Source organism: Pseudomonas sp. P1.8, from assembly GCF_001269805.1.
In the GTDB taxonomy this organism is placed as follows: Bacteria; Pseudomonadota; Gammaproteobacteria; order Pseudomonadales; family Pseudomonadaceae; genus Aquipseudomonas.
The window spans coordinates 230,829-249,961 of sequence record NZ_LHVM01000016.1; the positions used below are offsets into that span (position 1 = coordinate 230,829).

Sequence of the window (19,133 nt, forward strand, 5' to 3'; positions counted from 1 at the left end):
GTTTTTTAACCATGACTGACCTGAACACCCGAACCCTGGCCCTGCGTGAGCAACTGCCCGCCCTGGACTGGATCAGCAGCGCATTCCAGCTCAAGCGCTTGTCGAAAGATTTCCACTGGTTCAGCCCCATCCTCAAGGCCAGCCTGGAGGATCGCCAGGCCGACCTGGCCTTGCGCCCTCGTGATGAGGAGCAATTGCGCCAGGCGATAGCGGCCTGCTGCAGCGGCGGCATTCCCATCACCCTGCGTGGGGGCGGTACCGGAAACTATGGCCAGGCCGTGCCCTTGCAGGGCGGATTGGTCATCGACATGAGCGGGCTCGATCAAGTGTGCTGGTTGCGTGATGGCATCGTCCGTGCCCAGGCCGGCATTCGGCTCTCTGTCCTCGAGGACAGTGCGCGCGAACAGGGCTGGGAACTGCGCTGCATGCCGTCGACCTTCCGCATCGCCACACTCGGTGGCTTGTTCGCAGGCGGCTTCGGCGGCATTGGCTCGATCACCTACGGACCACTGGCAGCCAACGGAACGTTACTCGGCGCTCGGGTAATGACCGTGGAGCCCGAGCCCCGCATCATTGAACTGCGCGCACCCGAGCTGATGCTGCTCAACCATGCCTATGGCACCAACGGTATCGTACTGGATCTGGATATCGCCCTGGCACCCGCCCAGTCGTGGGATGAATACCTGCTGGGCTTCAGCAGCGCCGCGCAGGCGTTTGCCTGCGCGCAGGAACTGGCGCAGAGCCCTGGCATCGCCAAGCGCAACATCGCCTTGTTCGACGCCAAGGTGGTCGATTATTTCAGCGGCCTGACCCATTGCCGTGCGCCTGGAGAACACGCGGTGATCGCGGCAGTACCGTCCCAGGCCCGGGACCCACTGGAGCAGCTGGTCAACCGTCATGGCGGGCGTATTGCTTTGATGCAGAGTGCGGCGCAGGTGCGTGAAAGCGGCCACAGCCTGCTCGAATACTGCTGGAACCACACCACGTTGCACGCGCTCAAGGAGGATAAGACCCTTACTTACCTGCAAAGCGGTTACGAGTATGGCCAGACCTGGTCTCAACTCCAGACGATCAGGTCGCTGGTGGGGGATGACGAAGTGCTGACCCATCTGGAGTTCATCCGTGACCTGCAGGGACGCATCGTTTGCGCAGGCCTGCCACTGGTGCGCTACCGGGATCCGCAACAGCTTCAAGCGCTCATCGAACTCCATCGTACCCATGGCATCACGATCAACGACCCCCATGTGTTCACCCTTGAAGACGGCAAGCACAGTGGTGCCCTGGACCCGGCAGTTATTGAACTCAAACGGCAGCTTGACCCCGCCGGGCTGCTCAACCCCGGAAAGATCCGAACCTGGAATACGCCGGTATAGCCACCACCGGGATCGACCCGCCCGGTGATTAGGTCGGCCTTTAAAGCCGGCTGATTTTTCTCTCCCGACATTTCACGCCCGCTCCAGCAGCGCGGTTTCGCGTGGCCATATTTTGGCCAGGTGCGGTCGCGCTTGCCCCGGAAAAATCCCTGCTAATGGAAGAACAGCAATGAAACGAGACAAGAAGCGGTACGGCAACACTCCCTCCACTCGCCTCCTGTTCGCGCTGGCCGTCAGCCTGCCAGCAGTTGCCTGGGCCGACGAGCAGCGGCCCGGTGATGCCGATATGATCGCGGTCCAACAGCGCCCCGGCACTCTGACCGAACCGGTGCAGCAGCAGGACCAATCGGTACTCCACGATACCGCGACGCCACAGGTCGACGGCGAAGCCGATACATTGGCCGAAATGATCAGCGGCGGCCGCATCGACGGTAATTTGCGCACGCTTTACTACGCTGCCCACAATGCCTTTTTCACCCCGGGCAAGACCCAGGACACCTTGAGTTACGGCGGCAAGCTCGGCTTTTTCAGCGCCCGCTACGAGGGCTTTAGCCTGGGCCTGAGCGGCTACATTCAAAGGGGCATCGCACATTCCGACGACCCTTCCGAACGCGATGGTTACCTGGGCCCGAACGTCACGGCGATGGGCGAAGCCTATGTGAAGTGGGAACACGAAAATTTCAAGTTGGTCGCCGGCAATCAGGAAGTGGATGTACCGTTCGCCAGTACTTACGACTGGCGAATTGCACCACAACTGTTCCAGGGTGTTTATGCCCGTTACGGTGACAACGACAACCATGTCACCGCGCTGCGCATGTACCGTTTCAAGTCATACATCGACGACTCATTCACCAAGCAAACGACCTACAACCACAGCTTCGATGCCTATTCAGGCCTGGGTGACCAAGACACTGATGGTTTCTGGGGAGTGGGCGGTGCCCGCACCCTGAACTTCGAGCCGGTGGAGCTCAAAGCCAAGGCCTGGCACTTCGATTATCTGGACTATGCGCATTTGACCTACCTCGAGGGCGGGCTGAGCAGACGCGAAGGCAGCATCAAACCGTTCATAGGTGTGCAGGCATTCCATGAAGATAGCGAGGGGCGAGAACTGCTTGGCGAAATCCATAGCCGAGTCTATGGCGTGCAGTTGGGCATCAAGCACAATTCGTTGACCGCCAGCCTCGGTTACGACCGGATCGTGCCGGACCCGAACAGCTACCTCAACGGCGCCCTTGTCACCCCCTACTCCCACAACGTCAGTTCCGGTCCACTGTTCGCTCAACCGTTCCTGACCAGCACCCAGGATCTCGGTGCCGGAAATGCTTATGCAGTCGATATCAACGGTGCGCTGCGCGATCACCTGTTCGTCGGTGCCCGTTATTCATTCATGGACCTGAAACCAACGACTGGCGTAGCCAGTATCAATCAGTCCGAATACATGGGCTTCGCCATCTATAAATTCGCCGGCAGTTTGCAAGGTCTGAGCATTGCTGACTTTATCGGCCTGCAACGTCAGCCAGGACAGGAGAAAAATTTTTGGCAAAACCGCCTGGCGCTGGAGTATGCGTTCTGAGGGTGTGGCCTCAGGCCCGGTCCCTACTCGTTGCGAAATGTGCAGCGGCCGCGATCAGCATCATGTGACCGCGTTCGCTTGCAACGACAGGTCGGGGCCGCCAGTTGAAGTCAACCGGTGGTCAGGTGCAGCGACTGCCTATCAGACAATGTCCGGCAGTAGCTTTTTGGTCTTGATGTACGTGTCACTATCGCACCAAGTGAAAAGCACTTGTCCGTTTTCATTATGTTTAACGTAGTCGATTTTTGGGTCATCCGGGCCGTCGACCTGCACCATGGTGGCACCTGGAAATGATCGTGCAATTCCCAATGATTTTTGCAACTCGTCAGGCTCGAATTTCCGGTCAAACTCGCCTTCAGTGTTCCCGTGAAAACCGTAATATACCGTTATCGCCCCGGCGTCTTTGATGAGTTCCTTGACTTTCTCCAGCTTTGGCATGAATCCATCAACGTCAGTTTGGCCATCGTTGGTGAAAACGTTTTTCTTGTATCGAACAATTTCATCTGTCATGACAAACTCCTTGAATTGACGTTTCTATAAAACTAATTGACCAGCGGACTCTTGAGTTTTTTACAAGCTCGAGATAGTCCAGGTAATCGGCAAACTTTACACAGCTTGCCGCGCTTCACGTGCTTGAAAGTAAGGGAATCGCCCCACGTCCTGAGTCAACTTGCAGGGCGGTTCATTCACTCAAGCACCTCTACAACATCACCAATTCCTTACGTTTTGCCAACACGAGTGCGGCATTATTTTCCGTCTTCAACAACTTCTTCTGGTTGATCAGCTCGGCGGTCTCGGAAATTTTCGTGTTGATTTCTTTAATCAATTCTTCGAGGGCAATGAAGTCGGATTTGTAGTCTGCGATAGCAGCCTTCAGATCCCCCTTGTTCTTTGTCTTGTAGTCGGCAAGCTTCAAATCATGAACTTGCTGACTCAGATCTCCTACCGCCCCTTCAAGGTCATTCTGCTGGGAAATAAGGCCATTGATTCTGTCGAAGTTGGCAAGTGCACGCGCTCGATCGGCCGACATCCGAACATCGTAGATGTAGAAGTTTTGAACAATGATTTCACTATTGAAGAAATCTTTGCTACTGAACTTATTCTCCATCACGCAAACGAACATACTCATCCCGGGAATAATGTCCTTTTGCACAATCTGCTTGGACAAGTCGGTTTCCGTCCCGGTCTTGATGGCGGAAAGAATCCCTGTGATGGCCTGAAAGGCTGCGTTGGCGATGATTGCTTCGGTTCCGGCCATCATTGTCAGAAGCTTTTGCGTCGTCGGCGAAATGGTGCTTCCCTTGGCAGCGGCAGCTGTAGGGACCTTGTCGTCCTTTTCGCCTTTCGTCGGCGGCATGTCTATGGCTTTCCCTCCAAAGACAGCCGTGCGAACGTTTTCGATCATATCGACCACGTTGCTGAGCGACCACGTCGAAGCGGTAGTCAGGTGTTGGTACGACCCGCTTGCCAGAGGTTGGGCATCGTCCCATTTTCCGTCTGCGTAGAATTTCTTGATCTGCATATCCAAAACTTTTTGGGCTTCTGCCGCAGTTTTGTCCAGCTCTGTGTTTCTTTCATCGATGTATTTTTGAAATGCCGTGTTGTCCTGGCCTATTGCTTTGATGTCTGTTGAATGTCCCATTTGAACTTAACCTCTCTGCGGGTCGTTGATAAGTAAATGGTGAATCCTCTCATTGCGTCGCGAAACCGGGGCTCGCAACGCACTGTCAATCTATAAGACGATAGCGAGACTTCAAATACCTCCGATGTCGTAGGTCGCCTACTCGTAAAGTGCAACAAGCTGCCCGATGCTGCGAAGCTTTAGCTTGCGCAACAGATTCTCGCGGTGTTTGCGGACAGTGAGATCGGCGATTTCAAGCAGTCTCGAGATGTGCTTGCTTGTGTGTCCCTGGATTACCAGTTTCATCACCTGGAGTTCCCTGGCCGAAAGGACATCGTACAATGGGCGTTCAACCAACTTCGGCAAGTAGTTCTGCTGCCTGGCGTGTTCAATCAATTGCCTGGCATTCCGGAATCCCGCTTTGCGGAGCATGTTGCGACGGTGCGTCTTAACTGTAAACTCACTGATGGCAAGCTCGGATGCGATTTCCCGGCAAGATAAGCCCCTTGCCATCAAATGAAGGATTTCTATCTCGCGCCGTGTCAGGGGTGGCCGCTGGTCATTCATCGCCCGGATCCGCCAGTAGCCGAAATGCCGCTGCGTCACCATGCTGAATAGATTCAAATAGGCTTATTGCCGCGACGAAGCGCAGCGCCAGCACTGGCTGAGGCGTTACGCAAGCACGCCACTGCGCCTCGGCCAAGGCGAGAAGAGCTGATCCTCCCTTACGATTCAGAAGGGGTTCAAGAAAGGCTTTTCCATGCACTTGAAGAAGCTCCCTGCCTCCAGATCGCTTTTATCCCAAGCTATCGCATAGCGCTGGCTCGCACGGGTGATTTCGACTGGACGCGTCGTTTGAGCCTCACCAAAAAACGCACGGTAAGCTGCGTCCGCGAGAAAGTGGCCAGAGGGTTTGGCCTCTCGGGGACTGATCATTGGGGTAAGACGAAGGCCGCAATTGGGTCGATGCTGGCCTGAAAAAGGCTACGGGGCGTGTATGCAGGCGTATTGCGGTGCCTGCGCGGGGAACGACATTTTCTGAGTGCGTAGAGCTGTCTTACGCCCCAGAAACGTTGCCGCGTCCTACCAATACCAAGAGAGGTCAAGGAAATGGAATCCAACCGTCTGAAGCAAAGCCTGAAGCAACGTCATATCACCATGATTGCGCTTGGCGGGGTGATCGGCGCGGGACTTTTCATGGGGGCTGGCTCATTGATTGCCGCGGCCGGTCCCGCCGCCATCCTGTCGTACTTCATCTTTCTGCCGCGCGCGACAGGCAGAGAACGGGCCAATAGCAGCCACTCGCCTACACTCATCGACTCACAGGCCTGAGCAGTGATTACGCAGGTATGTACAACCTGACTGCTCTATGTAGAGCCTCTAGTGTCCACGGTTTGCAGAGGAAAAAGGAGTGTGCCGGCATCAACTCATCAGGCATGGATCTATTGCCTGATGTGAGAATGACTGGCAATAAAGGCCAGCGCGTCCAAATCACTTGAGCCAATTGCAGTCCATCCATTGTGCCTGGCATGCAGATGTCACTCATAACCAGGACAATTGAAGTTGAGCTCTCTAGCACGGCCAGAGCATCATCAGCAGATTTGCAATCAATGATGTTTGGCCCTAGCAGCGAAATCGCATCAACCGTCAGTGAACGCAATATTTCATCATCTTCTACGAGCAGGACTGTGGGAGACATGATCAGGACTCCTAAGCATTCTTCTTTAGTCCTATTACAGACAGTAAGCATTTCGGGCACCTGACAGGCGGTGCTCGAGTAGACTTCATGGCCGAATTTCGTCATTCCGCTAGTCTGATTCTGTCGAACAAATTTTTCTGGCTGATGCCTTCATGAGAATCGGGACGATCAAGAGGACTGTCATGCGACTTTCAGAATTCATCCTCAAGAATCTGGAGCCTATTCTTCAAGCCTGGGAGGAATTCGCCAGGACTGTGGACACCCCGATGCCTGCGATGGGGCCGCTAGGTCTTAGAGATCATGCCGAATACATTTTGAGGAGTGTGGCGCTCGACATGCGCACCTCTCAAACACCTCAAGAACAAATCGATAAGTCCCATGGTCTTGGGCCTGTAACGAAGGATGAGTCGGCGGCGCAAAGTCACGCAATTACCCGCCTTATCGCAGGTTTCACCCTAGACCAACTTGTTTCGGAATACCGAGCCTTAAGGTCAAGCGTGCTCCGACTCTGGCTAACCCAAGGGTATACAGGCGAAGACCATCAAATCCTGGACATGATCCGATTCAATGAGGCAATTGACCAAGCGCTTGTTGAGTCCATTGCTGCGTATGGCCGCGCGGTGGAGTCGACTCGAAAAACAGTCTTGGGCGTCCTAGGGCACGACCTTCGAACACCATTGGGTGCCGTGACATTGGGTGCCGACCTGCTGAGGCAAACCGAAGAGCTGGGCACTCGTGGAGAAAGGATCATCGCGCAGATCACTACGAGCGTTCAAAGCGCCAATCAAATGGTTAACGACCTGCTCGACCTGGCACGCTGCAACTTGGGCAATGGAATCCCGGTACGACCGGAAAAGACTGACCTGACGTCTGTTTGCAAAGCAGTGGTGAGCGAACTCTCTGCCGCGCACCCTAAGACGGAAATCATATTCACCGATTCGGGAACTGTAACCGGCCTGTACGACCCGTCACGTATGGCACAAGTTTTCTCAAATCTTATTGGCAACGCTGTGCGGCACGGCAATGCTCGGCGTCCGATAAATATCACATTAAATGGGGACGGCCCCACAGCCTGCTTTTGCGTGCAAAATTTTGGAGAGCTTATTCCCTCCAGCGCACTGCCCTCTCTGTTCAATCCTGAGCGACGTTACTCTAAATACTCAGAGGGAGAAAAAGGGACATCTTCTGGACTCGGGCTGGGATTATTCATAGCGTCTCAGATTGTAGAAGGTCATGGCGGGAAAATTGAGGTCGAGTCGACACTCGAGCAGGGCACGATTTTCCGCGTGATCTTGCCCAGCTGTGAATAAACATTTTTTCCCTACTTCGACCTAATCCAACTGGTCGTCATCACCGGTGCAGTGAATAGCAATCGGCCAATTTCAGCCTATTCTGAAAGGCAGCTTTGGATTGGTAGCTGCCCTTCGCGACAAGCAGTTATCTTTTCAATCCATATCGAGCGCAGCCTCCACACTGAATGTTCAAAGCACTACTAGTTCGTACCGCAGTGTTACTGAAACGACTGCCCGGCAAAAACAACACCAACCTGCTTTGCATATTTCAACCATGCTTCCTTCAGCCGTTGCACCGTCTCTGGTTGGGAGGCAGCCAGGTCCGTTGTTTCGCCGCGATCCTTCGCCAAATCAAACAATTGCCATTGCAATGGTTGCGCGTTTTCGCCAAAGCCTGCCTGGGGTTTAAGGCCCAACAACTTGAGATTGCCCTCTCGATAATAAGCGTTGCCGAACAGTTCTCCAGCCAGGCTGTTATCGCTGTGCGGGCGGCCATTGCCCGCAAGCATCGGCAGCATTGATTTACCGGTGATCGGGTGTTTACTCGTAGCCGTTGGCGCTTGGTTTGGCAGTGCGATACCCGCCAGCTCCAGGAAGGTCGGTGCCAGGTCATCAACCCGCGCAACGCCGCGCTCCACACCTTGACGACGCAGTGACTTGGGTAATTGGATTATCGCCGGCACGCTGATGCCTCCCTCTGCGGTGGTGCCTTTGAACAAATGGAATGGAGCGGCGCTGACCTCTGCCCAGCGCAGCCCATAGTCGATCTGAGAACCCTTCTGCCCGAGGTTGGCAAAGCTATTGTCGGTGCGCGCTGCCAGAGGATAGAACTGTGCGTGGTTCTCCCCCGCCGCGCCGTTGTCCGACATGAACACGATCAACGTATTGTCGTACTGTCCGCTCTGACGCAGGTAATCGATCAAGCGGCCGATGTTATGGTCGAGGTTATCGACCATGGCGGCGTAGATTTCCATCTTGCGCGCTTCGACACGCTGTTGCTCAGCACTCAACTGTTGCCAGCCCGGCAGCTTGGGATTCACCGGAAGCGGCTGCGCAGGCTGGGCATCGTTGGGCATGAGGCCGAGGTTTTTCATTCGCTCGATCCGGGCCAGGCGCACGCTGTCATAGCCTTGATCAAATCGCCCCTGGTACTTGTCGAGGTATTCCTTGGGTGCCTGCAGCGGCCAGTGCGGCGAAGTGTAAGCGGCGTAGGCAAAAAACGGCTTGCCCTCCTTTTTGCTGTTTTGCAGGTAGCTGATCAGCTTGTCGGTGTAGAAATCCGTGGAATAGAAGTCGTCGGGCAACGTCACGGCCTTACCGTTTTCGCGGTAGTGCACTTGCTCAAGCTTGCTGGGGTCCACACTGGTAGGTTTAAAGTGCGATGCCCCACCCTCCAGCAGAGTGAAGGACTGCTCGAAGCCGCGCTGATCCGGTCCTTGATCTGCCTCCAGCCCCAGGTGCCATTTACCGACCATCAGCGTGCTGTAGCCCCCCTTTTTCAGTAACTCGGCAATCGAGTACGAGCGCTGATTCAAATACCCCTCGTAACCCGGCTTGCCACGTTGAAAAGGCTGCAACGCTTCAGCCATGGTACCGAGCCCGGCGAGGTGATTGTCGGTGCCGGACATCAGCATCGAGCGCGTGATTGAGCAGGTCGGCGCCGCGTACATGTTGGTGAACCGCAATCCGTCTCTGGCCAGTTGATCCAGGGATGGCGTGCTGATTTCGCCGCCATAACTGCCCAGGTCGGAGTAGCCCAGGTCATCGGCCATGATCAGTAGAATATTGGGCTGCGCCGTATCGGCGCTGGTCGCCATGACCAGGCTGCTACCCAGCGCCAGCACGGTGGCCAGTAATGTTTGAGGCAGACGCAAAAGAGCCATGTTTTTTCTCTTATTGTGTGTGATCGAGGACTTTCTTCTGCTACTCCCGCAGGCGCCCTACTCTTCGAATATCGCCACCGCCCGAACAAACCCGGCCGATGCGTGCTTGATTTTGTAAGGGAAACACGACACCACGAAGCCACTGGACGGCAGGGATTCCAGGTTGGCGAGTTTTTCCATTTGCCCGTAACCGATATCGCGTCCGGCTTTGTGCCCTTCCCAAATAATCGAGGCATCGCCATCGGCAGCAAACCGCTCACGGGTGTATTTGAACGGCGCATCCCAACTCCAGGCGTCGGTACCAACGACCCGCACCCCGCGTTCCAGCAGGTACAACGTGGCTTCACGACCGATTCCCACACCGGCATCGAGATAACCCGGCTGACCGAACAACGCGCCGGCACGGGTGTTGATGAGCACGATGTCCAGCGGCTGCAAACTGTGGCCAATTCGAGCCAGTTCCGCTTCGATCTCGTCGGCGGTTACCACATGACCATCGGCCATGTGCCGAAAATCCAGCTTCACACCCGGTTGCAGGCACCAATCGAGCGGCAGTTCATCAATACCAAAAGCCGGTTGCCCGCCGTCAGTGGTCGAAGCGTAATGCCATGGAGCATCCATGTGCGTGCCGCTATGAGTGGTGATGTGCAGTCGCTCGGCGGCCCAGGATTCGTTGCCCGGCATCTGCTCGAGTTGCAAGCCGGGAAACATCGCGGCCATTTCCGGCCAGCCTTGCTGGTGATCCATGTAATCGATCTTCGGCAGCAACGGTGGCGGATCGGTGTAGGGGTTGTTGTCGAGGGTGACAGACAAGTCGACGAGGCGACGTTTTGGCTTAGTTGGCTGCGACATGAAAGGTGTCTCCGGTCAGCGGCATATGTCTGGAATTCGAGGGATTGAGGGCGTTGCGCACCAACGTGGCAGCGTTACGGTCATGGTTGAATCCGGCGGCGCGCGCCTGCGGTGTTTTCAATGGCGGCATACGTCCGAACAACGCTTCCAGTCGCGCGTCCGGCACAAAGCCGATCAATGCGCGGCGCTCCTGCCCATAACGCTCGGCCAATGCGTCGATCACCTGGGCAATCGACAAATGCAGAACCGGCAACTGCCACACCCGGTGTACCCCGAGCAAGGCGCCATGCAGCTCGGCGGCGTGGATCAGGTTGTTCACGCAACAACGGGCAGACATCCACCACGCCGTCGCTTCTGGAGAAACCGGGCATTGATAAGACTCACCGCTGGCAAAGGCACGCATCAGGTCGCTCATGAATGCCGAACGCAATCCATTGGGTTCGCGAGGTCGGGCGACAATGCCTGGCAGGCGCAACACACGACCGTCCACATCGCCGCGCCGGGAAAGATCGCTAATGGCGCTTTCCACCATGGCTTTGTGCGTGCCATAGGACAATTCGGGACGCAACTCGGCCGTCTCGTTCATCCGTGCGGGTAGAACACCGCCGTACACCGCAACACTGCTGGCATACACCAAAACTGGCGGATGGGTTTTGTTGCGCAGCTGATTAAGCAATTCCAGGCTGGCCAGCAGGTTGACCTGGTAGCCGAGGTCGTACTGCTCTTCTGCCGTGCCACCGGGAACACTCACCAGATGGAACACCACATCAATGCCGTCGGCCAATACCCGACGCATCAGGGCCAGATCCGTCACGCTGCCGAAATGACGACGAAGACGAGGGTCGTCCGGTAAGTCCTGCAAGTCTTTATCCAGCACTAGCAACGAGCCAATGGCCTGCCCTCGCAAGCTGCCGAGCGCCAGCAGACAACGCACCAACTCACGTCCGACAAAACCATTGGCACCGGTAATCAACACACGCATAAAGCGCTCCTCAGCCTTGGGCCTGAACGATGCATTGATCGATTGCACCGAACAGCGACTGCCCATCGCTGCCGGTGACATCCATGTGCACGCGGTCACCAAAGCGCATGAAGCCGGTTTGTGCGGCACCCAGTTCGATCATCTCGATGGCGCGCCGCTCGGCAATGCACGCCGATCCCGCGCTTCTTTCGGCATTGGAGACCGTACCGGAACCAATCAGCGTGCCCGCTCGCAGCCTGCGAGTGAGCGCGGCATGGGCAATCAACTGGCCAAAACTGAAGTTCATCTGTCCGCCGTGCGGATGACCAAACCATTGGCCATTCCAGTGCACCTGCAAAGGCAAATGCACACGCCCGTCGCGCCAGGCGTCGCCCAGTTCGTCCGGTGTGATGGCCAGCGGAGCGAAGCTGGAGGAAGGCTTGGCCTGCAAAAATCCAAACCCCGTGCTCATTTCCCTAGGGGCCAGGGCGCGCAAGCTGACGTCGTTGATTTGCAGGATCAGTTTGATGTGTTGTTGTGCCACCTCGGCGGCGCAGCCCATCGGCACATCATCCACCAGCACGACAAACTCGCCCTCGAAATCGATGCCCTGGCTCTCGCTCGGCAGCGCGATATCGTCGCGTGCGCCAATGAAGTCGTCGCCGGCGCCCTGATACATCAGCGGCGTGTGTTCGACCCCGTCGATGGGGTCAAGGTTGAACGCTTTCTGCATCAGCGCACCGTGACTGAGAAATGCCGAGCCATCGCACCATTGATAAGCGCGAGGCAATGGCGCCATCGCCTGGGCGGGATCGAAGGCGAAGGCATCCGCCGCCTCGCCCGCATTCAACTGAGCCGACAGCAACTGCAAGCGAGGCTCGATAGTGCTCCAGTTCTCGATTGCCTGTTGCAGGGTGAGCGCCACGGAACGGGCATCCACTGCCCGGGCGAGATCCCGCGAGACCACGACGAGCTGACCGTCGCGGCTGCCGTTTTTCAGTGTGGCGAGTTTCATGCCGATGCTCCCTTGCCGTTGCTCAACTCAGCGGCGAAACGCCCGTCAAGCAGAATGAAGACCATGCGCGCCATCGCTTCGGTTCGGTTGCTCCAAGCGTGGTTGGTGCCACGTTGAACCACCACGTCACCGCGTTTGAGGTGTACCTCTTCCTTATCCAGCACCAGCCACACCTCTCCTTCGGTGACGATGCCGTAGTCGAGGGTCTCGGTGCGGTGCATCAATTTATGCCTGGAGTCGTGTTGACCGGTGCCCGCTTGGGACTCGCCGATTTCAGCAAACACCGCCGCGGCATCTTCGGCGCTGACCTGGTTCTGCACGCTGTCCGGTGGAATATCCACCACGCGAATGACGCTGCCCTGTGGTCCGGGACTGAGTTGTAGGGGCTTGCTGCTTGGGTCACTGGCGTTGTCGAGCAAAGCCGGGCTGGTGCTGCTGTTCCACAGTTCGTAAAACACGGTGCCCGGCACGGCCGATAGCGCGAACACGTTCGGCGTGGGTCCGCTGCTGGCGACGATGGCCTGGCCCTGCTGATCGTGGCCGGTGACCACTCGTTTGAATTCAGGAAGCGCTTGCATGGAAAATCCTCGTTCAGTTTCCGTCGCCAATGGTCTTGCCACCGACTACAACATTCGCGTGCTGCAACAGACCGCCGAGCCTGGGTACGGCCAGGCAAAACACCGCCACCAGCAGTTGCGATCCGCCCACAATCCCTAACGCACGGGGCAGCGCCATGGCGTCACCATGGGTCAAGGCGAGAACCGCCAGGGGGCTGATAAATTCGCCGGCGAAGATGGCCGCGGTAAAGCACCCCGCCGCCCGCCCGCGTTGATGGAAATTGACTTGCGCCATGATCCAGGTGATCAGCGTCGGCAACATCAAGCCAATGCCCAAGCCGTTGATGGTCACTGCGACCACGACCTGCACATGGGTCAAGGCCTCAGCCATCAGCAACCCGCCGATACCTGCCAGCACATAGGCGATCAGCAGCATGTGGTGCCCACGCATCCCGCTGAACAAACGAAAACTCAGCGCACCGATCAGCACGCCCAGTTGGTTGGCGCCCATGGTCATACCGATTTGTTGCGGGGCATCTACTTGCAGAAGATTGAGAAGATAACCGGCCTGCACCGGCACGATAAACAGGCTCAAACCTGCCAACAGTGACAGCACATACATAGGCATCAGCGCACGCCACGGAAACTTCCCGGTTGACAACGATTGCAGGGGTTGCCCGGTTTGTGGGCGGGCTTGCGGCTCCCACAACTTCCAGGCCATCAGCGGCAGGAAAATCAAACCCACGGCGTACAACGCAAACGGGGTGCGCCAGTCGTTTTGACCCAGGAAGCCACCCAACGCGATGAATACAGCAGCCGACAACGACGTGGCGACCATCTGCAAGGCAAACAGACGCTCGCGCCTGGCACCGCTGTAGTAATCGCCCATCAGCGTGGTGCAGCAGGTCATGATGCCCGCCTCCGCCAAACCGATACCCGCCCGGCTGAGCACGATGGCCTGCAGTGAATCGAGCCAAAGCGGCAGCACACCGCAGAGGACATACAGCAGCATGCTCGCCAGCAACAAGGGCTTGCGCCCAAGGCGATCAGCGATCAGCCCGGCGAACGGCGCCAGCAAGGCAATCACCAACGCTGGCAGCGTCAGTACGATGGGAACCAGTACGGCGCTGCCGTCGACGCCAGCAAAGTGCGCCTGCATCCGCGGCAACACCGGGGCCAGCAACACTGCACCCAACACTGGCAGGCAGCTGCCGAGCAGCAACAACATCGACTGCGCCAAACCGGCCTGACGGATGGGTTTTACAAAGGTATCAGCGACCATGGCAGTGCTCCTTGAGGCGCAGGTGATGAACGTCCGCGACCACTGCTGGCTCGGCCCCCGCCATATGGGTCACCGGCATTGATACAACGGCGTCCTGTGCATTGCGGCTTGCGGGTAACAGGAAGTACGCCAGCGCGGGCAGCAACACCAATGCACCGACCATGTTCCAGACAAACATGAAGGCCAGCAGCACGCCCATGTCGGCCTGGAACTTGATCGGTGAAAACGTCCAGGTCGCCACGCCGATGGCCAGGGTGATTCCGGTCAGCATCACCACCTTGCCGGTGGATACCAGTGCGCGGTAATAGGCTTCGGACAGGCTCGCCCCTTGGCGCAGATGACCCAGGAGAATGCTCATCACGTACAGCGCATAGTCGACCCCGATGCCGACGCCCAAGGCGATGACCGGCAGCGTGGCGACTTTGACGCCGATGTTCAGCCAGACCATCAAGGCTTCGCAGAGGATGGAGGTGAGCATCAGCGGAATCACCGCGCACACCGTCGCGCGCCAGGAGCGGAAGGTGATCAGGCACAGCAAAATGACCGCGCCGTAGACCCAGACGAGCATTTCGCGATTGGCTTGCTTGACCACAATATTGGTCGCCGCTTCGATGCCGGCGTTACCCGCCGCCAGCAGGAACTGCACCTCGTCGGTGTTGTTCTCGGCGGCAAACTTTTCCACATGCTCAACCAGGCGGGTCAGCGTCTCGGCCTTGTGGTCGGTAAGGTAGGCGTACAGGGTCAACAGGCTGCAATCTTCGTTGTACAGGCCCCGAGGCGCGCTGGCGGTAATCATGTTGAGCATCGCCTGGTTGTTCTGCAGCTCGTACCACTTCGGGTTGCCTTCACTGAGCCCGACCAGCATGCGCCGGTTCAGCAACGCCAGCGAGTTGGTCGAATCCACGCCTGGCAAAGCACGCAGCTGCCAGTCAAGGGCATCGACCTTGGCCAGGATGTCGTAGCGTGCACAGCTGCTGGCCGGGGTTTTCACCATCACCGCAAACAGGTCGCTGCTGGCGCCGTAATGACGGGTCAGAAAGGCATCGTCCTGGTTGTAGCGCGAGTCCGCACGCAGTTCCGGCGCACCGGCGTCGAGATCGCCAATTTTCAGTTGCAGGCTGACCAGAAAGCCGAGTGCTGCCAAGGCTAGGCTGATGGCGATGCACAGGCTGGCCCAGCGCCGATGAGTGAACAGGTCCAGAAAACGCCAGAACGCATGGCGCGCCTGCCCGCTTTGCTCGGCCTGTTCGCTCTTGAGGCTCAGTTGTGCGGCACGCGGCGTCACGCCGACATAAGAGAGCAAAACCGGCAGCAAAATCAGGTTGGTGAAAATCAGCACGGCCACGCCAATGCTGGCGATCACGGCGAGGTCCTGAATGACCTGGATCTTGATCAGCATCAGTACCGCAAAACCTACGGCGTCACACAGCAGCGCTGTCAGCCCGGCGAGGAACAGGCGCCGGAAGGTGAATCGCGCAGCCACCACCCGGTGCATGCCACGCCCGATGTCCTGCATGATGCCGTTCATTTTTTGCGCGCCGTGGCTCATGCCGATGGCAAACACCAGAAACGGCACCAGTACCGAGTACGGGTCCAGCTGGTAATTCAGCAATGGCAGCAGACCGAGCTGCCAGACCACCGCCACCAGCGAGCACAACACCACCAGCACCGTACTGCGCAGGCAACGGGTGTACCAGAAAAGCACGGCAGTGGTGATCAAGATCGCGACGGCGAAGAACAGCAGGATCTGCTTAAGGCCGGCAATCAGGTCGCCGACTTTTTTTGCGAAACCGGTGATGTGAATCTCGATGTTGGCACTTTGATAGGTGCTGCGCAGGGTCTCCAGTTGTTCGGAAAGCACCGCGTAATCCAGCGCCTTGCCGTCGGTGGTGGTTGCCAACAATGGGACGTAGATGATGCTGGAGGTCTGGTCGAAGGCCACCAGTTGACCGAGTTCGTTGGAGCGTTGCACGTTGCGGCGCAGAGCATCGAGATTAGCAGCGGTGCCACTGTAGTCGTCCGGGATCACCGGACCGCCATCCAGGCCATCTTCGGTCACTGCGACCCAGCGCGTGGCCGGTGTCCATAGCGACTTCATGTACGCACGGTCGACACCCGGCAGCAGGTAGAGCTTGTCGCTCAGAGCCTGCAGGGTCTTCAGGTACTCGGCGTCGTAGATGTCGCCGCGCTTGTTCGCGACCACAATCCGCAGGGCATTACCCAAACCCGTGAGCTGTTTCTGATGCTCAAGGTAGTTCGCAATGTAAGGCTGCTGTGTGGGGATCATCTTTTCGAAGCTGGCATTGAGCTCGATACGGGTGGCTTGATAACCCAATACCAGGGTCGTCAGCACACACACCAGCAGGACCCACAGGCGGTGGTTGAACAGCGTGCGTTCCACCACTGAACCGGAGCGTGGATCGAAATTCGCCAGGCTGGCCGTGGCGTTGTCGAAAGACTTCATAACCTCACTCCGAAGCGTTGGCGTTTGACGGCGATAGGCGCGTCAAACCAGTGAAACCCGCCAGCGTCAGGCTGCCATCGGCGGCCTCGATAACACTGGACACGGGCTTGCCGAGCGGTTTGCCATAGGGCACTAGCGTTGCACCGGGCTGGCTGTTGGTGCGAAACAAGGCGCCGCTCTGATTGACCAGCAACAACTGGCCGTCGTCGGTACGGATGGCATCGCTGAAAGACACCGGCATCGACACCGGCGCAGGCTGGAAGCTCTGGCCCAGGTCGCGGGAGGCAAACGCATTGCCCTTCAACCCGGCCACCAGCAACACACCGTCGTCGCGCATTTGCAGGGTGAAAAAGCTCCCCATGTAAGGGCTTTCCAACTGCGTGAATGATTGGCCCGCATCGTCGGAGCGTGCGAGGTAGCCCTGCTCGCCGGCGAGGAACCAGTGTTGCCCCTGTTGAGTGATCGCGGACAAATGCGCGCCCGTGGGGTTATCGATTTGCCCCGCGATGGATTGCCAGGTAGTGCCGCCATCGTCGGTGCGGAAGGCCAGGCCGTACGCCCCTACAATCAGGCCGTGTCGGGCGTCGACGAACTGCACGGCCAGAAACGGTTTGTCAGCGCCGTCACCCACCAGTCTTTCAGCCGTTTGCACACGCGCGGCGGCGGCATCCTGGTCGTTGGCAGAGGGCAGTTGTTGGCGCGCGGCAGCCAACTCAAGCTGTGCGGCACGCAGGCCATCCAGTTGCACCACCCAGTGCTCACCTCCGTCATGCGATGCCAATACAACACCCGCATGCCCGACGGCCCAGCCCGTCTGGGCGTCGACGAACTGCACCGCCGTAAGGCTGACCGAGACCGGCACTGCCGCTTGACGCCAGCTGACGCCGTTGTCATCGGACAGCAACACAATGCCCCGCTCACCCACCGCCACTAGCCGCGTGCCCGCCCGTGCCAGGTCCAGCAACACCGCAGATTTCGCTTGCGGCGCCTGCATCGCCGGCGTTTCGAGTGCGTCGCCCACCGCAGCGGCGTGCGCCTGGCACAACGGCAACGCCATAAGGCACATCAGCCGACCCACCACCTGACAGAATCTGTTCATTACCGACCTCGACAAACCTTTTGAAACCGGATCACGATTCGCAAACCGTGATCCGGTCCGTCTCAACGAACCCCGGCACCCGCCATCGCCGCCGGCGAAAACTCGGAGGCCTTGTAGCGATCCACCATGCCGTACTGCTCGGGCTGACCGGTGTAGACGTTCTGGATAAACCAGGCGCCGGAGGTCAGGTCGTAAAAGCCCGAAGACAATTGCGCTTGCGCAGGCAGGTCCGGGAGTACTGCCGGCAACGACCACAGGGTCTTGGCCAGTTGACCATTGGCGTCCCATCGGTCGCCGAGCATGGCTTGCCAGGTGTCCTCATCGAGGTAATAACGGCCCTTCGGCAACTGGTGGCGCTTGCCCGGTGCCAGGTCCGCTTCCACAACCCACACCCGGTGCAATTCCCAGCGCACGTAATCCGGGTTCATGTGGTGAGCGAGAAACAGGTCTTCAGGTTTGGCAGCGGCCTGAACTTTGTTGGTGTTGTAGGGGATGTACATCTCCTGCTTGCCCACCAGCTTCCAGTTGAAGCGGTCCATGCGACCCTGGAATACGCTTAACTCGTCGAACGACATCACCCCGGCAGTCGCCGGCGTCGGCGTGTCGCAGCAGGCATTCGGCAGCTTGCGCACGCGACGTTGGCCGGTCAGGTAAACGTGCGCCTGGGACAGGTCGCCGTTGATGTTGGTACGGCCCATGATCTGTTCACCGGCGCGCAATGGCGGACCGACGTTGAGCAGTCGGAACATCCAGTAGTCACCGGCAAAGGACTCCGGTGTCCCTTCCTGGTAGTAATACGGCATCTCCTGAATGGCCTGACCGTCAGTGGTCATGACCTGCTTGCCGTCGGCGGTCATCAGATAGTGACGAAAATGCATCGACACCGAGGTACCGCGCCAATTCAACACGTGGTTCCACATGGCTTCGGCGCCGTTTTGCGGGATCGGAAACGGGATGCCGCCAAAGGCGCCTTCGGGTACCGGACCGGCGCTGCTATCCACCAGTTTGGCGCGGGTGGCGTTTTTCAGGGTGTTGTCATACACCCACTGCGGTGCTGCAGCGGTGCGGCGTGTCGGGTAAACGTCGATGCGATACGTGTCCGGGAAACGCTTGAACATTTCCTTGGTGCCGTCGCTGAGTTTGCCTGCGTATTGCGCAAGGTTTTTCGAGGTAATGCTGAACAGCGGTTTGTCTGCCGCGAACGGATCGGTGCGCTTGCCGCCTTCCTTGAACGAGGGATCGACTTTGGTGTAACCACCGTCCCAGGCGGGAATGGAGCCGTCGGCGTTACCGGCGCGCTCGGCCCCGAAGGGTGTCAGGCTTTTCGAGAGTTTGGCCGCGTCTTCAGCCGTCGCCGCCAGTGTTACTTGGCTGCAAATGGCCAGGCTGCCGAGCAGTGCCAGGCAAAGGGCTTTGAGCTTGAAGGCTCCGGATTTCTTGTTGTAGGTCATGCGCAAGTCCT

General features: G+C 58.0%; 16 protein-coding genes and 1 pseudogene. 4 read left to right on the forward strand and 13 right to left on the reverse strand.

All coding sequences use genetic code 11. The features are described 5' to 3' along the window. The first annotated feature begins 11 nt into the window (after window positions 1–11). Together AD668_RS17680 and AD668_RS17685 are read left to right on the forward strand one after the other, a co-directional pair. Window positions 12–1,373 (forward strand): FAD-binding oxidoreductase, encoded by a 1,362-nt coding sequence (locus AD668_RS17680; RefSeq protein WP_053160838.1) that lies wholly within the window; start codon window positions 12–14, stop codon window positions 1,371–1,373. Window positions 1,374–1,542: 169 nt separating this feature from the next. Continuing rightward, window positions 1,543–2,946 carry an OprD family outer membrane porin gene (locus AD668_RS17685; protein ID WP_156322365.1) on the forward strand — a complete coding sequence of 468 codons (1,404 nt, stop codon included), beginning with the start codon at window positions 1,543–1,545 and terminating at the stop codon, window positions 2,944–2,946. Window positions 2,947–3,087: 141 nt separating this feature from the next. On the opposite strand, the gene AD668_RS17690 is transcribed toward AD668_RS17685, so the two are convergent. From AD668_RS17690 to AD668_RS29770, 3 genes are all read right to left on the reverse strand, one after another. Then, on the reverse strand, window positions 3,088–3,456 hold the full coding sequence (locus AD668_RS17690) for a hypothetical protein (protein WP_053160839.1): 369 nt from the start codon (window positions 3,454–3,456) through the stop codon (window positions 3,088–3,090). A gap of 190 nt (window positions 3,457–3,646) precedes the next feature. Then, entirely contained in the window at window positions 3,647–4,588 is a 942-nt protein-coding gene (locus AD668_RS17695) for a hypothetical protein (RefSeq protein ID WP_053160840.1), read from the reverse strand. A 138-nt stretch (window positions 4,589–4,726) separates the two neighbouring features. Further along, a complete protein-coding gene (locus AD668_RS29770) occupies window positions 4,727–5,191 on the reverse strand; it encodes a response regulator transcription factor (RefSeq protein WP_218187259.1) in 465 nt (154 codons plus the stop codon). A 486-nt stretch (window positions 5,192–5,677) separates the two neighbouring features. Here AD668_RS29770 and AD668_RS17710 point away from each other — a divergent pair. Continuing rightward, window positions 5,678–5,824: pseudogene (locus AD668_RS17710) on the forward strand (GABA permease); the annotation flags it as partial. A gap of 82 nt (window positions 5,825–5,906) precedes the next feature. Here the strand turns inward: AD668_RS17710 and AD668_RS17715 are convergent. After that, window positions 5,907–6,266 carry a response regulator gene (locus AD668_RS17715; protein WP_053160843.1) on the reverse strand — a complete coding sequence of 120 codons (360 nt, stop codon included), beginning with the start codon at window positions 6,264–6,266 and terminating at the stop codon, window positions 5,907–5,909. 182 nt (window positions 6,267–6,448) lie between these two features. On the opposite strand from AD668_RS17715, the gene AD668_RS17720 reads away from it, so the two are divergent. Next, complete coding sequence (locus AD668_RS17720; protein WP_053160844.1) at window positions 6,449–7,576, forward strand: sensor histidine kinase KdpD; 1,128 nt, start codon at window positions 6,449–6,451, stop codon at window positions 7,574–7,576. 200 nt (window positions 7,577–7,776) lie between these two features. Here AD668_RS17720 and AD668_RS17725 read toward each other — a convergent pair whose 3' ends face one another. The 9 genes from AD668_RS17725 to AD668_RS17765 form a co-directional block, all read right to left on the reverse strand. Then, entirely contained in the window at window positions 7,777–9,441 is a 1,665-nt protein-coding gene (locus AD668_RS17725) for an arylsulfatase (protein WP_053160845.1), read from the reverse strand. Window positions 9,442–9,498: 57 nt separating this feature from the next. Continuing rightward, complete coding sequence (locus AD668_RS17730) at window positions 9,499–10,293, reverse strand: cyclase family protein (RefSeq protein ID WP_053160846.1); 795 nt, start codon at window positions 10,291–10,293, stop codon at window positions 9,499–9,501. After that, window positions 10,277–11,275: an NAD-dependent epimerase/dehydratase family protein gene (locus AD668_RS17735; protein ID WP_053160847.1), complete on the reverse strand. Its 999-nt coding sequence runs from the start codon at window positions 11,273–11,275 to the stop codon at window positions 10,277–10,279. Before AD668_RS17735 ends, AD668_RS17730 begins: the two co-directional genes overlap by 17 nt. Window positions 11,276–11,285: 10 nt before the next feature. Beyond that, window positions 11,286–12,269 carry a fumarylacetoacetate hydrolase family protein gene (locus AD668_RS17740; protein WP_053160848.1) on the reverse strand — a complete coding sequence of 328 codons (984 nt, stop codon included), beginning with the start codon at window positions 12,267–12,269 and terminating at the stop codon, window positions 11,286–11,288. Beyond that, window positions 12,266–12,847, reverse strand: a complete 582-nt coding sequence (locus AD668_RS17745) for a cupin domain-containing protein (RefSeq protein ID WP_053160849.1) — start codon at window positions 12,845–12,847, stop codon at window positions 12,266–12,268. The genes AD668_RS17740 and AD668_RS17745 overlap by 4 nt, the downstream gene beginning before the upstream one ends. A gap of 13 nt (window positions 12,848–12,860) precedes the next feature. Next, on the reverse strand, window positions 12,861–14,108 hold the full coding sequence (locus AD668_RS17750; protein WP_053160850.1) for an MFS transporter: 1,248 nt from the start codon (window positions 14,106–14,108) through the stop codon (window positions 12,861–12,863). Next, on the reverse strand, window positions 14,098–16,572 hold the full coding sequence (locus tag AD668_RS17755) for an RND family transporter (protein ID WP_053160851.1): 2,475 nt from the start codon (window positions 16,570–16,572) through the stop codon (window positions 14,098–14,100). The genes AD668_RS17750 and AD668_RS17755 overlap by 11 nt, the downstream gene beginning before the upstream one ends. A gap of 4 nt (window positions 16,573–16,576) precedes the next feature. Continuing rightward, window positions 16,577–17,671: a YCF48-related protein gene (locus AD668_RS17760; RefSeq protein ID WP_053160852.1), complete on the reverse strand. Its 1,095-nt coding sequence runs from the start codon at window positions 17,669–17,671 to the stop codon at window positions 16,577–16,579. A 62-nt stretch (window positions 17,672–17,733) separates the two neighbouring features. Next, window positions 17,734–19,122, reverse strand: a complete 1,389-nt coding sequence (locus AD668_RS17765; protein ID WP_053160853.1) for a DUF1329 domain-containing protein — start codon at window positions 19,120–19,122, stop codon at window positions 17,734–17,736. Window positions 19,123–19,133 lie beyond the last annotated feature (11 nt).

What these genes read in the sequence shown, in the direction of transcription:
- AD668_RS17680 (WP_053160838.1), top strand. Translation starts at nt 12, where the DNA reads ATGACTGACCTGAACACCCGAACCCTGGCCCTGCGTGAGCAACTGCCC.
- AD668_RS17685 (WP_156322365.1), top strand. Translation starts at nt 1,543, where the DNA reads ATGAAACGAGACAAGAAGCGGTACGGCAACACTCCCTCCACTCGCCTC.
- AD668_RS17690 (WP_053160839.1), bottom strand. Translation starts at nt 3,456, where the DNA reads ATGACAGATGAAATTGTTCGATACAAGAAAAACGTTTTCACCAACGAT.
- AD668_RS17695 (WP_053160840.1), bottom strand. Translation starts at nt 4,588, where the DNA reads ATGGGACATTCAACAGACATCAAAGCAATAGGCCAGGACAACACGGCA.
- AD668_RS17715 (WP_053160843.1), bottom strand. Translation starts at nt 6,266, where the DNA reads ATGTCTCCCACAGTCCTGCTCGTAGAAGATGATGAAATATTGCGTTCA.
- AD668_RS17720 (WP_053160844.1), top strand. Translation starts at nt 6,449, where the DNA reads ATGCGACTTTCAGAATTCATCCTCAAGAATCTGGAGCCTATTCTTCAA.
- AD668_RS17725 (WP_053160845.1), bottom strand. Translation starts at nt 9,441, where the DNA reads ATGGCTCTTTTGCGTCTGCCTCAAACATTACTGGCCACCGTGCTGGCG.
- AD668_RS17730 (WP_053160846.1), bottom strand. Translation starts at nt 10,293, where the DNA reads ATGTCGCAGCCAACTAAGCCAAAACGTCGCCTCGTCGACTTGTCTGTC.
- AD668_RS17735 (WP_053160847.1), bottom strand. Translation starts at nt 11,275, where the DNA reads ATGCGTGTGTTGATTACCGGTGCCAATGGTTTTGTCGGACGTGAGTTG.
- AD668_RS17740 (WP_053160848.1), bottom strand. Translation starts at nt 12,269, where the DNA reads ATGAAACTCGCCACACTGAAAAACGGCAGCCGCGACGGTCAGCTCGTC.
- AD668_RS17745 (WP_053160849.1), bottom strand. Translation starts at nt 12,847, where the DNA reads ATGCAAGCGCTTCCTGAATTCAAACGAGTGGTCACCGGCCACGATCAG.
- AD668_RS17750 (WP_053160850.1), bottom strand. Translation starts at nt 14,108, where the DNA reads ATGGTCGCTGATACCTTTGTAAAACCCATCCGTCAGGCCGGTTTGGCG.
- AD668_RS17755 (WP_053160851.1), bottom strand. Translation starts at nt 16,572, where the DNA reads ATGAAGTCTTTCGACAACGCCACGGCCAGCCTGGCGAATTTCGATCCA.
- AD668_RS17760 (WP_053160852.1), bottom strand. Translation starts at nt 17,671, where the DNA reads ATGAACAGATTCTGTCAGGTGGTGGGTCGGCTGATGTGCCTTATGGCG.
- AD668_RS17765 (WP_053160853.1), bottom strand. Translation starts at nt 19,122, where the DNA reads ATGACCTACAACAAGAAATCCGGAGCCTTCAAGCTCAAAGCCCTTTGC.